General features: G+C 48.8%; 12 protein-coding genes. 7 read left to right on the top strand and 5 right to left on the bottom strand.

Annotated elements, in window-relative coordinates; translation table 11 throughout:
• The first annotated feature begins 49 nt into the window (after positions 1–49).
• The 5 genes from WBJ47_RS00885 to WBJ47_RS00905 are packed head-to-tail and all read left to right on the top strand — an operon-like array spanning position 50 to position 4,561.
• Positions 50–949, top strand: coding sequence for a branched-chain amino acid ABC transporter permease (locus tag WBJ47_RS00885; protein WP_422243908.1), 900 nt, complete (start codon positions 50–52; stop codon positions 947–949).
• Entirely contained in the window at positions 946–1,887 is a 942-nt protein-coding gene (locus WBJ47_RS00890; RefSeq protein ID WP_422243907.1) for a branched-chain amino acid ABC transporter permease, read from the top strand. The genes WBJ47_RS00885 and WBJ47_RS00890 overlap by 4 nt, the downstream gene beginning before the upstream one ends.
• Positions 1,884–2,684, top strand: coding sequence for an ABC transporter ATP-binding protein (locus WBJ47_RS00895; RefSeq protein ID WP_422243906.1), 801 nt, complete (start codon positions 1,884–1,886; stop codon positions 2,682–2,684). The genes WBJ47_RS00890 and WBJ47_RS00895 overlap by 4 nt, the downstream gene beginning before the upstream one ends.
• Before the next feature lies 1 nt (position 2,685).
• The gene (locus tag WBJ47_RS00900; protein ID WP_422243905.1) at positions 2,686–3,336 is read left to right on the top strand and encodes an ABC transporter ATP-binding protein; all 651 of its coding nucleotides are present in this window, start codon (positions 2,686–2,688) and stop codon (positions 3,334–3,336) included.
• On the top strand, positions 3,293–4,561 hold the full coding sequence (locus WBJ47_RS00905) for an alpha/beta fold hydrolase (RefSeq protein ID WP_422243904.1): 1,269 nt from the start codon (positions 3,293–3,295) through the stop codon (positions 4,559–4,561). The genes WBJ47_RS00900 and WBJ47_RS00905 overlap by 44 nt, the downstream gene beginning before the upstream one ends.
• A gap of 95 nt (positions 4,562–4,656) precedes the next feature.
• Here the strand turns inward: WBJ47_RS00905 and WBJ47_RS00910 are convergent, their stop codons facing one another.
• Complete coding sequence (locus WBJ47_RS00910) at positions 4,657–5,187, bottom strand: helix-turn-helix domain-containing protein (protein WP_422243903.1); 531 nt, start codon at positions 5,185–5,187, stop codon at positions 4,657–4,659.
• A gap of 243 nt (positions 5,188–5,430) precedes the next feature.
• Here WBJ47_RS00910 and WBJ47_RS00915 point away from each other — a divergent pair, with 243 nt between their 5' ends.
• Positions 5,431–6,744, top strand: a complete 1,314-nt coding sequence (locus WBJ47_RS00915; protein WP_422243902.1) for a patatin-like phospholipase family protein — start codon at positions 5,431–5,433, stop codon at positions 6,742–6,744.
• 7 nt (positions 6,745–6,751) lie between these two features.
• Here WBJ47_RS00915 and WBJ47_RS00920 read toward each other — a convergent pair whose 3' ends face one another.
• From WBJ47_RS00920 to WBJ47_RS00935, 4 genes are all read right to left on the bottom strand, one after another.
• Entirely contained in the window at positions 6,752–8,143 is a 1,392-nt protein-coding gene (locus WBJ47_RS00920) for an efflux transporter outer membrane subunit (RefSeq protein ID WP_422243901.1), read from the bottom strand.
• A complete protein-coding gene (locus WBJ47_RS00925; protein ID WP_422243900.1) occupies positions 8,143–10,530 on the bottom strand; it encodes an efflux RND transporter permease subunit in 2,388 nt (795 codons plus the stop codon). The genes WBJ47_RS00920 and WBJ47_RS00925 overlap by 1 nt, the downstream gene beginning before the upstream one ends.
• A 161-nt stretch (positions 10,531–10,691) precedes the next feature.
• The gene (locus WBJ47_RS00930) at positions 10,692–12,140 is read right to left on the bottom strand and encodes a mannose-1-phosphate guanylyltransferase/mannose-6-phosphate isomerase (protein WP_422243899.1); all 1,449 of its coding nucleotides are present in this window, start codon (positions 12,138–12,140) and stop codon (positions 10,692–10,694) included.
• 124 nt (positions 12,141–12,264) lie between these two features.
• Positions 12,265–12,759: a hypothetical protein gene (locus WBJ47_RS00935; protein WP_422243898.1), complete on the bottom strand. Its 495-nt coding sequence runs from the start codon at positions 12,757–12,759 to the stop codon at positions 12,265–12,267.
• 97 nt (positions 12,760–12,856) lie between these two features.
• Between WBJ47_RS00935 and WBJ47_RS00940 the strand changes: the two genes are divergently transcribed.
• The gene (locus WBJ47_RS00940; RefSeq protein ID WP_422243897.1) at positions 12,857–14,437 is read left to right on the top strand and encodes a diguanylate cyclase domain-containing protein; all 1,581 of its coding nucleotides are present in this window, start codon (positions 12,857–12,859) and stop codon (positions 14,435–14,437) included.
• Positions 14,438–14,459: the final 22 nt, after the last annotated feature.

A 14,459-nucleotide genomic window follows, 5' to 3' on the forward strand; every position in this document is an offset into this window, starting at 1 on the left:
CTAGAATGGGAAGAGGCGGTTCCCTCTGCGAACCGCCTCGCATAGCTAAATGATTGATCAAATTATGATGGTGCTGGTTGACGGCATCAACTATTCTGCGTGGCTGTTTCTCGCCGCCGTTGGACTGACACTCATCTACGGTGTCATGAAAATTGTCAACGTCGCGCACGGCAGCTTTTATGCGCTGGGTGCTTATGTTGCAGCAAGCGTCGTGGGTGCATGGGTGGCCTATGATCTGCCACCTGCACTTTCGTATGTCGCTTTGTTTGTGTCCGCATTGTTAGCCGGCTTTATCGTCGGACCACTCGTCGAACGTCTGATCCTGCGCTATCAGTATGAGAAAGATGAAGTGGTGATCCTGCTCATTACTTACGCCATCTTTTTGGTTCTTGAAGATGTCCTGAAGTTGATCTGGGGTGTCGATCCCTATTTTATTGTCGAGCCCTACGCCTACCTAGGCAACTTTGAAATCGGTGGCATGAGCTACCCGAACTATTATTTACTGATGCTTGGACTCGCCATTGCCGTCGGCATTGTCCTCACGTATGTGCTGAAGAAAACGAATTTTGGTCGTTTGTTGGTGAGTGTGATTCATGACCGCGAAGTAAGCGCGGCCATGGGCATCGATGTCAGCAAAATCTTTGTGCTGACCTTCGGAGTTGGCTGCGCGCTCGCAGGGATTGCGGGTGCGTTTACCGCCCCCACCACTTCGGTGACACCTGGCATGGGCGTTGAAGTGATCGTGTTGTCTTTTGCCGTCGTGGTCACGGGTGGTCTGGGTAGCTTGCCTGGCGTCGCGCTGGCCGCCATCATCATGGGCATCGTGCGGGCCTTTTGCATTCATTACATCCCCCAGCTCGAACTGTTTGTCATTTTCAGCGTCATGGCACTGGTGCTGGCGTTCCGGCCCCGAGGCCTTTTTAGCCTGGCTGAGGCAAGAAAAATATGAGTTTCGATAAAACCATCCAGCGTTTCCTGCTGGTCTTGATATTGGTGCTGGCCTTGTCGCCGTTTATCCCGCAATGGGCGCTGTTCATGCTCACGATTACGGGCGCAAATGGACTGGTGGTGTTGGGATTGATGCTTTTCCTGAGAGCCGGCCTGATTTCCTTTGGACAGGCGCTTTTTTTCTGCGCGGGTGCTTACACCACAGGATTGCTTTCACTCACACTCAATATTCGTGAAATGAGTATCTTGATTTTGGCGAGTGGTGCAGCATCCGGAATCATTGCGTACTTACTTGGCTTTCTAATGGCAAAGTACCGAGGCATATTTTTTGGTCTTCTGTCACTTGCCTTCTCAATGATTCTGTATGGCTTGCTGGTCAAAACTGAAGCCTTAGGCTCCACGGATGGATTTAATGTTCCCGCCGTCACAATCTTTGGCTGGTTACCTGGCAAAGATTTGGTTCGTGTCGCTGTTCTGGGGATGACATTTTTAATCATCATTCTGTCAGTGGCTTTTGTGCAGTCTATTCTGAAAGGACCCCGTGGCTTGTTGCTCACAGCCATTCGAGACAATGAGATTCGTGCCGAATACATGGGCGCCTCGGCGCGTCGCACGGTGCACCTCTATTACGTCATCGCGGGGACGTTGGCAGGATTTGGTGGCTCCATTGCAGCCGTAGCGGTTGGACACATTGATCCAGCCATGTCGTTTTGGACCACCTCGGGCGAGTTCATCTTTATCACCATCCTGGGCGGCGTGGGAAGCGTGGTAGCTCCATTCCTGGGTGCACTGGTGTTTGGCATTGTTCACACCGTTGCATTTTCATACTCACCAAACACCTGGCAAATGGTCATTGGCCTGACGCTCATTCTTGTGATCCTCGTATTGCCCAATGGGCTCTGGTCGCTGAGAGATAAATTTCGGAAGAACAAACCATGAGCAATGTCATTCTTCATGCAGAGGGTCTGAATAAAAGTTTTGGTGCAGTCACCGCTGCAGCCAACATCAACGTCAAAGTACAAGAAGGCTCAGTCATTGGACTGATTGGTACAAATGGTGCTGGCAAAACGACGTTTGTGAACATGATCACAGGCTATTTAAAACCCGATACTGGCAGAGTCATTTTTTCCGGCCAAGACATTACACAACTCGCGCCACGTGACATCACAAGGCTCGGCGTATGTCGCTCATTTCAGATCCCCCAACTCTATAACTCCATGACTGCGCTCGAAAACCTCGAGGTCAGCTATGGCATTGTGAGTCTGATGGCGCATCACGGCAGTCTTTTTACCAAGATGGATGCCAAGATCCCCTCTTATGGGAAAAACATTCGCCAACTCGCAGAAGAGTCTCTGGAAAAGTTTGGACTGACACAGTATCGCGACAAAACAGCGCGCGTCTTGCCTGGTGGCATACGCAAGCTGCTAGACATCGCCATGGCGATGGCCGTTCGTCCAAAAATCTTGCTGCTTGATGAGCCGACGAGCGGCGTCTCAGCCGAAGAAAAGTTTGACATCATGGATATGGTGATGAAGGCGGTCCGAGACGGCAATACAACGGTGTTGTTTGTCGAGCACGACATGGACATTGTCAACCGACACGCCGAGCGCGTGCTTGCCTTTTATGCCGGTCAGATCATCGCAGACGAATCACCTGAACTCGCTCTCAGGGACCCGCAAGTGATTAAATACATTATTGGCGAAACGCACGCTGCGCGCCTGCAGGAGGCACACTGACATGCTCAAGGTTAGCAATCTCAATGTCTCGATTGGTGCTGTCGATATTCTGAGAGATGTCTCTCTCGAAGTCGGCGCAAGTGCGATGGTCGGTCTCGTGGGTCGTAACGGTGCAGGTAAAACTACTCTGATGAAAAGTCTGATGGGCTTACTCAAGCCAAAGTCTGGCACCATTGAGTTTGATGGTCAAAATTTTGTGACCACACCCGTTAATCATCGCAACAGACTGGGCGTAGGCTATATGCCCGAAGACCGTCGACTAATTCCAGATCTGACGGTCGAGGAAAATATCCTGGTCCCCGCCTGGGCCAACAAAAATATTGATGGTCCGGCGCGACTCGAATATGTCTACAACATCATTCCCGAGCTGAGAGAGTTTGCACCACGCCGTGGTTTGCAGCTGTCGGGTGGGCAGCAAAAACTCGTGGCACTGGGGCGCTCCCTGATGGTGGGTAAAAAATTACTCCTTCTCGATGAACCCTTTGAAGGTGTCGCGCCTGCGCTGGCGCAACGCCTGGCAGATGTCATTAGTCAATTAAAGTCTGAGGGAATGTCTGTGATTTTTTCAGAATCTGATCTTCAGTATTCCCGGCATCTTGTGGAGACGATTGTTTCAATCGATCGCGGTGCCGTCAGCGTACAAACTCTTTAAATCCAGTCACGACGCGATCATGACGTTTGATGCCAGCCAGCTCCGGGCCGCACTTTCTGATGCCAGTCGCGCGACCTCTGTTGTCACACAACTAGAAAGACTGGAGCTCTGGCTTCAAATCGTCGCAGACGATGCGGTATTGTTTGAACATGCTGCCAATACGGCACAAGCCCCCCAAGTCGTCTTGAATGCACCGCTCTCCGTGTGGCAAGAGGCTTGCAGCCTGCACCCCAAGCCTGGTTATCAATCACTCGGTGCACTCTATCGACTGTGTCCTGAGTTTTCCATTCAGGCACAAACCATTGAGTTGATGCAGTCACTGCCGACGGCTGAACTGCTGCTCGAAGCGGCTAGACATGAACTGCATCACGTTGTCGAGCCTTTGATCCACACCGATGATTTAAGTCAGATTAAAGGCGAGTATCTGAAAACACCGCAGGGCTGGGTCTATGTCGAGTCCGCGGGCAATCCCAACAATCCCTCCATTTGCATGCTACACACTGCGGGCGCAGATAGCCGCCAGTGGCACGGGTTGATGAGTATGCCAGCGATACTGGAAAAATGGCACATGCTGGCGTTTGATATGCCGGGGCATGGTCGCTCCACGCTCCCTGATCAGACAGCCAATTGGCAGTGGAAACTGACGCAAAATGATTATCGGCAGACTGTCCGTGACTTTATTCGGCAACGATTTAGTCAGCCTGTTGTACTGATGGGATGTTCCATGGGGTCCGCGATCGGTGTGACCTTGCTTGCCAAACATCCCGAGCTGTTTCGTGCCGCAATTTTGCTAGAAACACCCTACCATTCTCCTGGACGACGTACGCCCTACCTCGACCATCCGAAAGTCCATGGAGCGCGATTGGCGGCCACCTGGGTCGCTTCGCTGCTCAGCCCTCATAGTCCTCTCTGGCGACGTAAGCTTGCCACGTGGATTTACTCACAAGGTGCGCCGAGCGTGTATGACGGAGATCTTGCGTTTTACAGCGATGAGTTTCGAGCAAACGAACATACCGCTAGTATCAACACTGCGGTCACGCCGCTCTGGTTATTGACTGGCGACTATGATTATTCGGCTAGTCCGACCGAGACCAAACGCGTCGCCGCCGAAATCAAAGGAAGTGTCTTTCAAGAGATGCAAGGCTTCGGACATTTTCCAATGACCGAAGATCCAGAGCGCTTGTATCAGGCTTATCTGAAGAACGTTCTTTCAAAGCTTGCCTGAATCTGATGCCAGCCAAGCAAACTGACTTGTCAATCACTAAAACCTGATACAAACCACCTTTAGGTAATCAGAAATACGGTGCACTTAAATCTATGTTATTTGGTGTTTTTCTGAACCAAATCAACTTGCGACAAAATGTTGCGCAAACTCTCTGCAGTCTGTAAAAGATTAATAACCGACTCACGCGTGAATTGACGCTCGAGCTCGCCCACCATATGACTCAAATGGACCCATCTTCCATCTTCAAGTCTTTGAACTTTGCCTAATGCTTGCAAATTTTCAAGTTTCCTCCTAACCGTTTCTCTTGGTAAGCCCAGTATCTGAACAAGGTCTGACAATCTAAGCGGTTCAACGTGGTCATTGACCTTCATCCCGAGTTCATTCAAGGCGTCCATCGGATTTGCATTCATTTCAAGGTATGGCAACCTGTTCATATGTGCCAGAGTTCCCCAGATGAGTACGGTTTCGAGGTCCATATCCAAATCAACAGTAATACGTCTCATGTGATTGAGAATGAACCGATTCGCGACGAATGCCAGCAACCCGAAAGACCTCTGATATTTCTCATCAAAGGCAATTTCAGTAATCGGCAGATTTTGTTTTTTCAGTAATTTTTTATCTGTCATGATCAAGCCGACTAATGATGTTTTCTGAAAAACAATTAATTCTTTTATCTATTAAATTGACTTTAATTGAACTAACTTTTTAACATACTGAAAACGAGAGCGTCTCGCCCAAAATGGGCGGAATATCTTTCATACATATGTACGAAATCAGACAGGTTTGCTAAAAATGCAAGATATCGATTGTCCCCAACAAAAGCGAGAGCGCCAGTGACTGTTGGGCGATCGTAGAAATGGATTTTACCCATGAGCAAGCCCTTAAAATCACTGCACAAGTCAAAGATCTTTGGCACGATGGGCAACGCGTCAACCTCAGCATCATATCCCACTGAATTGTCTGGTTCGTATTCCAAGAACCGACAATTACTGTATTTTACGTCTATCAAATACATACTGGCATTCATCACTTTGGGGCTGCTGACTGCTTGCGTTCCCTTGGAACGACGTTCAGCACCTCCCTTCAGCACTTCCAATCATGCCAGCGTCCAAGGACTAGAGAACATTCGATACTCGTTAACCACTCAAAGCGGCATTGATGCGATTGTTGCGGACATTGATGAGCAACACAGAAAAGTTCCTTTCAGAAACGACACCAAGGAAGTGAACCTTTTGTCCATATCCGGAGGTGGTGATAATGGAGCGTTTGCAGCGGGACTCCTGAATGGATGGAGCGAAAGGAATGATCGACCACGATTTCAGCTGGTCACTGGGGTGAGTACAGGTGCGCTCATTGCACCGTTTGCGTATTTAGGATCTGATTATGATCATGTATTGAATCAGGTTTACACCCAAGTACAACAAAAGGACATCTTCAAACCTATCGGGCTATTATCAGCACTTTTCCGTGACAGTTACGCAGACTCCTCGCCCCTCATGAAGCTGATATCCACGCACATCACAGCTGATGTTTTGCGGAAAATTGCACATGAATATAACGTCAACCATCGTTGGCTGATAGTTGGAACGACAAACCTTGATGCAGGTATGCCCATAGCCTGGAATATGGGAAAAATCGCTTCCCAAGGTACACCGGAAGCGCTCGAATTATTCAAGAAGATACTGCTTGCTTCAGCTTCCATTCCGGGTGCATTTCCTCCTGTTCTGTTTGATGTTGAGATCAATCATCAGAAATATCAAGAAATGCACGTAGACGGAGGTGCCTCTACACAGGCATTCCTCTATCCGCCCACACTCCACAGGAATACAAATAACGACCCACAATTTTCAAAATTAAAATGGCGTGCTTATATCATTCGAAACGCACGTCTTGATCTCAAACGTATGGAAATAGAAAGGCGCACCACGAGTATCGCCTCTCGTACTATTGAGCAATTGATTTACGCACAAGGACTTGGGGATTTGTATCGCATGTACATTATCACGCAAGCCGATGGCGTTGAATTCAATCTTGCTTTTATTGATTCTACATTCAACTTTCCACACACTCGAGAGTTTGATACAAAGTACATGAAAGCCCTATTTGAATACGCTAAAGACAAAGCCTCCAAAGGCTACCCCTGGTGGTCTGCTCCACCGGGCATTGAAAGAACCCTGCATTGATCTGTCATCATGGAGAAGCCCTAAAATCAGACCGGTTCCAACCGCCCCCAAGCGCCGTGTAAAGTTGGACACCAGATTGATACGTGGCGCGTTTTAATTGCGATAAGATAATTTCACTGTCCAAGAGTTGCCTTTCGGCATCCAGCACTTCAAAAAACGGTGATATTCCGCTCAGATAACGTGCGCGACTCGCTCTCACTCTTGCGGTATTGGCCTGAACAACTCGCTCACCCGCAGCTCTCTCGAATTCATTGTTACGAATATTATTCAGTGCATCGTTGACTTCTTTGAATGCGCTTCTAATCTTGGCTTTATATTCCTGTACTAACGCTTCTTGTTTTGACTCTGCGATATCAACTCCAAACTGAATACGACCCGCATTGAAAATACTCGTCGATATCGAAGGTTGCAAGGACCATGCATAGCGACCACCTTGAAATAAGGCGCCAAGGGCAGGACTGGCAAAGCCGAGAGATGTGGTCAGTGAAATGCTCGGCAAAAACTCCTTTTTTGCGGCGGAAACATTTGCCTGAGCGCCGGTCAGCGCCTCCTGCGCCGCAAGAATATCCGGACGACGCTCGATCAGTTCGGAAGGAATGCCGGCATACATTTCTTTGGGTAAATTTAAGGTATCGAGAGAAACTACTCTTTTGATTGGCCCTGGATTGCGACCTAAAAGAATAGAAAGCGCGTTCTCTGCGAGGACCAATCGCCTCTCTTGTTCATAAAATACTTGTTCGGCTGAAGCAAGTAACGACTCGGCTTGACGAACATCCAGAATAGAAGCGATGCCCGCATCGAATCTCGACTGATTGACGCGTAACCCTTTTTTCCTAAAATCGATCGCTCTTTTAGAAATACGAATCTGGTTATCCAGATCCAGTACATCCAGATATAGGGTAGCAACTTGAGCGGTCAGACTGACTTGAGCTCCCTGATAAAGGGCGAGATTGGCGAGATAGTCTCTACGCGCTGCTTCTGATTGATCGCGTAATTTTCCCCAGAGGTCAATTTCCCATGCCGCAGAGACCAACCCAAGTCCGGCGCTCTCAGAAACCTGATTGGCTTCAGGATTAAAGCCCGGTGCACGTTGACGTACAAAAGCAGCATTTGCATCCAGACTCGGGAATAGTGATGAACGACTAATTCCATATTGAGCGCGAACGATTTCAACGCGTTGTGCCGCAATCAATAAATCACTATTGTTTTTTAATGCCTCAATAATCAGTGTATTGAGTTCATCAATGGGAAATACAACTATCCATTTCTGATCTGCAATACTTGGTCCTTGACTGCCCTGTTGTTCCCACGCTTTGGGCACATCAATATCAGGCTTTTTATAATCAGGGCTCGAACAGGACGTCAATACGCCAATCCAAATCAAGGAGAGCCACTTCATCAAGCACTTTCCCCTATTGTTGTAAATGGTTTTGAGACTGGAATCCTAAAAATCATTGCATAAAGCAAAGGCACGACAACAAGAGTTAGACCCGTAGCAAATATCAAACCAAACATGATGGTAATCGCCATACTTTTGAAAAACGGATCCATCAGTAGTGGCGCCACGCCTAAAACAGTCGTACCCGCACCAAGCAAAACGGGCCTAACGCGGCTGGCCGATGCGTCAAGTATCGCAACAAGCGGTAATTTCCCCGCTTTGATCTCCAGCTGGATTTGATCGACTAAAACAATCGCATTTTTAATCAACATTCCCGTCAAACTTAAAAATCCGAGAATCGCCATAAATTCAAAAGGTGCCTGAAAAACAAGCAGCCCAACAGTCACACCCACGATGGCCAAAGGTACCGTCAACCAGATCACAGCTGTCAGTTTGAGGGAATTAAACATCAAAATAACGGCGAGGATCATTGCTGCGAAACCAAATGGCGCAGACTTGGCAAGACCTTCATTTGCCTCAAGTGACGCTTTGTACTCCCCGTGCCATTCAAGTGAGTAACCCGGTGGCAATGGAATCGCTTCAATTTTTGGTCGTAATCTTTCAAAAAGAGGAGCGGCCAGCTGCCCGGCTGGGGGATCGCATTGCGCCTTGATAACAGGAAATCTGTTTTCACGGCGAAGAATAGAGTTTTTCCAAACCGTGTCGACTCCAAGTAAAAACTGATCAACCGGGACGTAACGCCCAGCCGCGGGACTGTAGACCTGAGTATTTCTCAAGTCCTCCAAGCCCTGACGTTCTTGACCGGGAGCACGGGCGATGATCGGAATCAACTTATCATTTTCGCGGAATATTCCGATGGCTTGACCTTTAAAGGTTCTTTCAAGTGCGCTGGAAATATCTGCAGGCAAGAGGCCTGCGCGTTGGACCGCGTCCTCAAAGTAGCGAGGTACGATAACAGGCACTTGCTGGCGCCAATCATCCTGCACTGCAATGGCCTCAGGATCTTGGCTCATCAGAGACTTGGCCTGATCTGCCAGTTTTCTCAAGACCTCTGGATCAGGCCCTCGGAAGGTAGCTTCTATTTTCTTTCCGCCTCCGCGTCCCAGTACGAATTTCCAGACCTTGATCTCCGCCTCAGGAAAATTTCGTGTCAGTTCATTTTGTAGTGTTGTTACAAGTTTGGGAATGTCCTTGTAACGATCGACATCAACTAATAACTGGCCATATGAAGGATTAGGATCCTCTGGACTGTAGGTCAACATAAACCTGAGGGCACCTTGACCTGCAATACTTGTAATTTGAGTGACTGCCTGTTGAGCTTTTACTTGCTTTTCAATATCTTTCAGAACGATGGATGTTCGACTGATATCTGTGCCCTGTGGAAGGTAAACATCTATCACAAATTGAGGTCTGGCCGAGTCAGGCATGAAGCCTGGCGGTACAAAACCGAATCCTAAAATTCCAGCGATCAGCAATCCAGTGAGAGACAAAGCTGAAATCAGGCGATACCTGAGTGCGGACAAGAGTATCCACACGCCGAGTTTGTTTTCCTCATGATCTTTAACAAATGGCAAAACAGTCACTGGCATACCGGGCAACAGGGAAATCCCTTTGGGTAAGTGATCAATCGTCAAGACCACCTCATATGTTTGCGTCTGTGGATCTGCTTCAGTCGTGTATGAACGCAACGTGAGATCGATTGGAGCTGTTTGGTTTCCCTCAAATATTGCTAGAGCGTATTTACGGGGACGTTCTGTTCTGAATATTTTTTCAGGAACATTAATCACGACCTCAAGACTCTTTAAATTTTGCAAATCAGCGACAGGTTGTTTTGACTGAACACTTGCATAGGTCTCCACCCGTCTTCGTGTGATGACGCCATCGAAAGGGGCACGAATGACCGTATCAGCCAGATCCTGTTCAGCAGCCGCCAGATTTGTCTTAGCAACCTCCAAGCGACTGAAACGATCATCGACCTCAGAGCGTGCAACGGCCTTTTCAGTCTCCCACAATCCTTTATAGCGTTCATAATCAGTCTTGGCACGGTTGAATTCTGCTTTGGCGGCGCTCACGCGCGCTTTAAATACTCTCTGCTCGAGCATTGCCACAACCTGACCTTTCGTGACGGGAAATCCCTCTCTCAAGGCAAAATCAGCCAAATAACCTGGGACACTAAAGGAAAGCTCGGCGCGCTCCACTGCTCGGACTCGACCCGGAAATCGGAGTTTGGCGCCTGCTCCTTGGGACTGAACTTCGTAGATGAGGGCTGGCCTGGCAGAGGAATCCACCGTGTCTACAGGCGTAGGATGGTCACATGCCGTCAAAAAAAAAGTGATCAACACAAATGGATATAGCACTTTTTTCAGGAATGATTTTTTGATTTGCATCGTGCGATCTCTATTGTCGAGACTTAATAGACTGAAAAGTCTCGCATTCCGCAGCATCACAGCTAGTTCATGGAATGACAATAGCGATCCGCCCATTTTGGGCGGATTTTCATTTAAATAAAGGCTCCCTGAGTGAAACGATTAAGCCTAGAATCGCAGAATTAAACCGTCCGCCCGTACTGATCCTCAAAGCGCACAATATCGTCTTCACCCAGATAGCTTCCCGACTGTACTTCGATAATTTCAAGCGGGATCGTACCTGGATTGGACAAGCGATGGGTTTGACCGAGAGGAATGTAGGTGGACTGATTTTCAGACAAAATTGTGACCTTGTCACCATTGGTGATTTCAGCTGTACCGGACACAACCACCCAATGCTCAGCACGATGGTGATGCATCTGCAAACTCAGACTCGCCTTTGGATTGACGAGAATCCGTTTGACCTTAAAGCGTCCGCCACCGTCGATGCTGTCATACCACCCCCAGGGACGATAGACCTTACGGTGCAAGTTTTGCTCTTGACGGCGTTGCTTATTGAGCGCCTCGACAATGTGTTTCACGTCCTGACCACGAGACTTGTCGGCCACCAAAATCGCATCGGCTGTTTCGATCACCACGAGATTTTGCACACCGACCAAACTCACTAAGCGACTGGACGCATGCACAAAAGTGTCGCGACAGTCTTTGGAAATCACATCTCCTTTGTGAGCATTACCATCTGCGTCTTTTTCTTGAATATTCCAGACCGCATCCCAAGCACCAAGATCACTCCAACCCGCATCCAGACTCACCATTTTGGTGGCGAATGCACTGCCTGGACAGCGTTCCATGACGGCATAGTCGATTGACTCACCCGGCACCTGCTCAAACTCGGCCTTGCCGGGACGAAGAAACTGGCTATCCGGCTGGCGGGACTCCCAAGCGTGCTTGATCTTGGTCAGCATCTCAGGCTGGAAGGTCTCCATGGCTTTCAACCAGACTGAAGCCTTTAAAACAAAAATACCGGCATTCCAGAAATAGCTGCCTTCGTTCACGTAGGCCTGAGCGGTTTCTAGATTGGGCTTTTCAACAAAGCGCTCTACAGTCGTCACAGTGCCCTGAGTATTCGCAGAAGCACCCGCTTTGATATAGCCATAACCTGTCTCTGGACGGTCGGGTTGAATACCCAGGATCACAATGCTGCCGGTTGCTGCCTCAGTAATCGCTGTTTTTACGGCTTGAGTAAATATTTCTACACGCGACACTGCCTGATCCGCCGGCGTCACCACCAATACGGGATCAGCGCCGCCATCTTGTGCGGCAAGCGCAGCGAGCGTGAGGGCGGGAGCTGTGTTGCGAGCGATGGGTTCGAGCAGGAACTTGGCACCCTTGATGCCACTTTCACGGAGTTGCTCTTGAGCAAGAAAACGATGCTCTTCGTTGCATACGATCAAGGGGGCAATCGCTTGGATCGTTGTGCTATCCAAGCCCTGTAGTCTTTCTGCGGTCTGCTGAAACAGACTGTTATCACCCGTCAAGCATAAAAACTGCTTTGGAAAGCCGCCGCGCGCGAGTGGCCAAAGCCGCGTTCCCGAACAGCCACAAAGAATGACCGGGGTAACTTGAATCACGTCGGTCCTTGAACGTGCAAGATGTCAAAACTTATCATTTTGGCATTGTAGAACGTAAAAAGACGCTCAATGGATCGTTTTCGGGCTCGGAAGCGAGTTGTCGTTTAACTTAAACCGCCGTTGTTCAAGACTTTTTATGAATACCGTCAACAATTTCTCTCGCCTGATTGGAGAGTTTGACGGCCTCCGCCGCAGCCTCTGCGGCCATTCTTGAGGCGACAGCCGCCTCGTTGGATGCTTTGAGCAAAGACTCCTCAGCCTGGTGTGCGACCGCTGCAGAGGCTGCGGCAGCGGCAGCGGCAGCCGCAGCAGCAGATTCAACCGCAGCCAGAGCGGCTGCGACAGAAGCCGTGACGGCCGACTCAACCACCATTAATAAAGCAGGATTTCCTGATGCCTCGCGGGCAGCAATCATTGCATTCATGGCAGCGACTCTTGATTGCTCAGTTGATTTGGCGGCACGCTTGGCCGCATCCGAAGAATGAATCGTCAAAGTATTTAAGCTGGTCAAGGCCACCATGTAGCGCTTACTGACACCCTTGTAGGTATTTCGCAAGTCCTCTAGATCAACTTGCATGGCCTCGAGCTTTTTATAAACGTGTTCAAGGCTTTGTGTCATAAAACTTCTCCGGTAACCGTAGCCTCAGGGTACTCCTAAAACACCCTCTTTCACTAAATTTTTATAATCCAACACAACAAAGGGAGTACATTGGGTCATGCCTCACACTCCGACAAATCAAGTAAGCACTGAGACGAGTTCAAATATTCGTCTAAAAGATATCGCCCAATCTATACATTTACTCAATAGCGCTATCAAGGCTGACCAGGAGTTCCTGAGCGGGATTGCGACGCCCCTGGAGCTCATGCAGCTACGCGCAGAAAACGCGGAAGCAGCCCTCAAGGCAAGTGATATCGCTCTCAAGGCCCTCAAGGTCCTACAAGCCAATAGCTATGAGATTATCAAAGCGAGCGATATCGCCATTGTCGCCATGAAGGCAACGATTAGAGCCAACGATGTGGATGCGCATCATAAGCAAATGGCACTGGACGAGCTCAATAAAGTCATTGAGAAAAACGCAGATAACCTCAAAGCCTCTGCTTACGCATTAAATGCGGTTCAGGAACTCGCTTTTAACGACCCGCTGACCGGCTTACCCAACAGACGACTACTCAAAGACCGTCTCCAACAATGCATCGCCAACAATAAGCGCTGGGATACACATAGTGCCGCAGTTTTTCTCGATCTTGATAAATTTAAAACCCTGAATGATCAATTTGGGCATGAGGTGGGTGATGAATTGCTCATCGCAGTCGCCAATCGCTTAAAACTTTCTGTGCGTGAGACCGATACTGTTGCTCGCTTTGGCGGTGATGAGTTTGTCGTGTTATTGGATCAGTTAAGCGGAAACTTTTCAGATGCGCGCGCCGAGGCTGAAGGCATAGCAAACAAACTGTTGTCTGCACTGACGCCCACCCATGAACTGCATGTGCGGCGTGATCATCACACGCACACCACCATCCAGTATCAAAATCTGGCAAGCTTTGGCGTTGTGGTGTTTGATGGGGATGAAAGCAAGGAAAAAAACATCCTTGATTGGGCGGATGAAGCGATGTACTGGGCTAAAAACGAGGGAGGCAGAACCGTTCGTTTTTATGATGCAATGGCATCCACCGAGCAGACGTTAAAAAGGCTCTATGAACTCGCCACTGAAAACGATATAGAAACGGCCAACCATGGCATACGGATGCAGCAGTACGTCAAAGCCTTGACGAATCGCGCCCTGCAAATGAATCTCTTTCCTGGCGAGCTCAATCACCAAATCAATGACAGAATTTTTAAGGCCACTCAACTACACGATATTGGTAAAACCAAGATCCCTTATTCGATTTTGCACAAGCAAGCAAAGCTTACAGATGAAGAGTGGTTGGTGATGAAAACGCACACCAACTGTGGTGCCGAAATTCTGGAAGACGCCAAACGACAAAACGAGAGCTTGACAGAATTTTTAGATATCGCCATCGATATTGCCATCGGCCATCACGAGAGGTGGGACGGGGATGGGTATCCACACGGACTCGCTGGCAATGCGATTCCTTTGGCGGGTCGCATCATCGCAATCGCTGATGTCTATGATGCGTTAATCAGCAAACGAAGCTACAAAGAACCCTGGCGTCACGAAGATGCTTTGGCCGCCCTCGTTTCAAACTCAGGCAAGCACTTTGATCCCTTGTTGATTCAAGCGCTCATCCGAGAGGAAAAGAACTTTAGACTGATTGCTGAAGCGATCAAAGATTGAGTCAAGCTTGAGTGCCTTTGAC

The sequence above is a fragment of the Zwartia sp. genome, from assembly GCF_049655405.1.
GTDB lineage: Bacteria > Pseudomonadota > Gammaproteobacteria > Burkholderiales > Burkholderiaceae_B > Zwartia.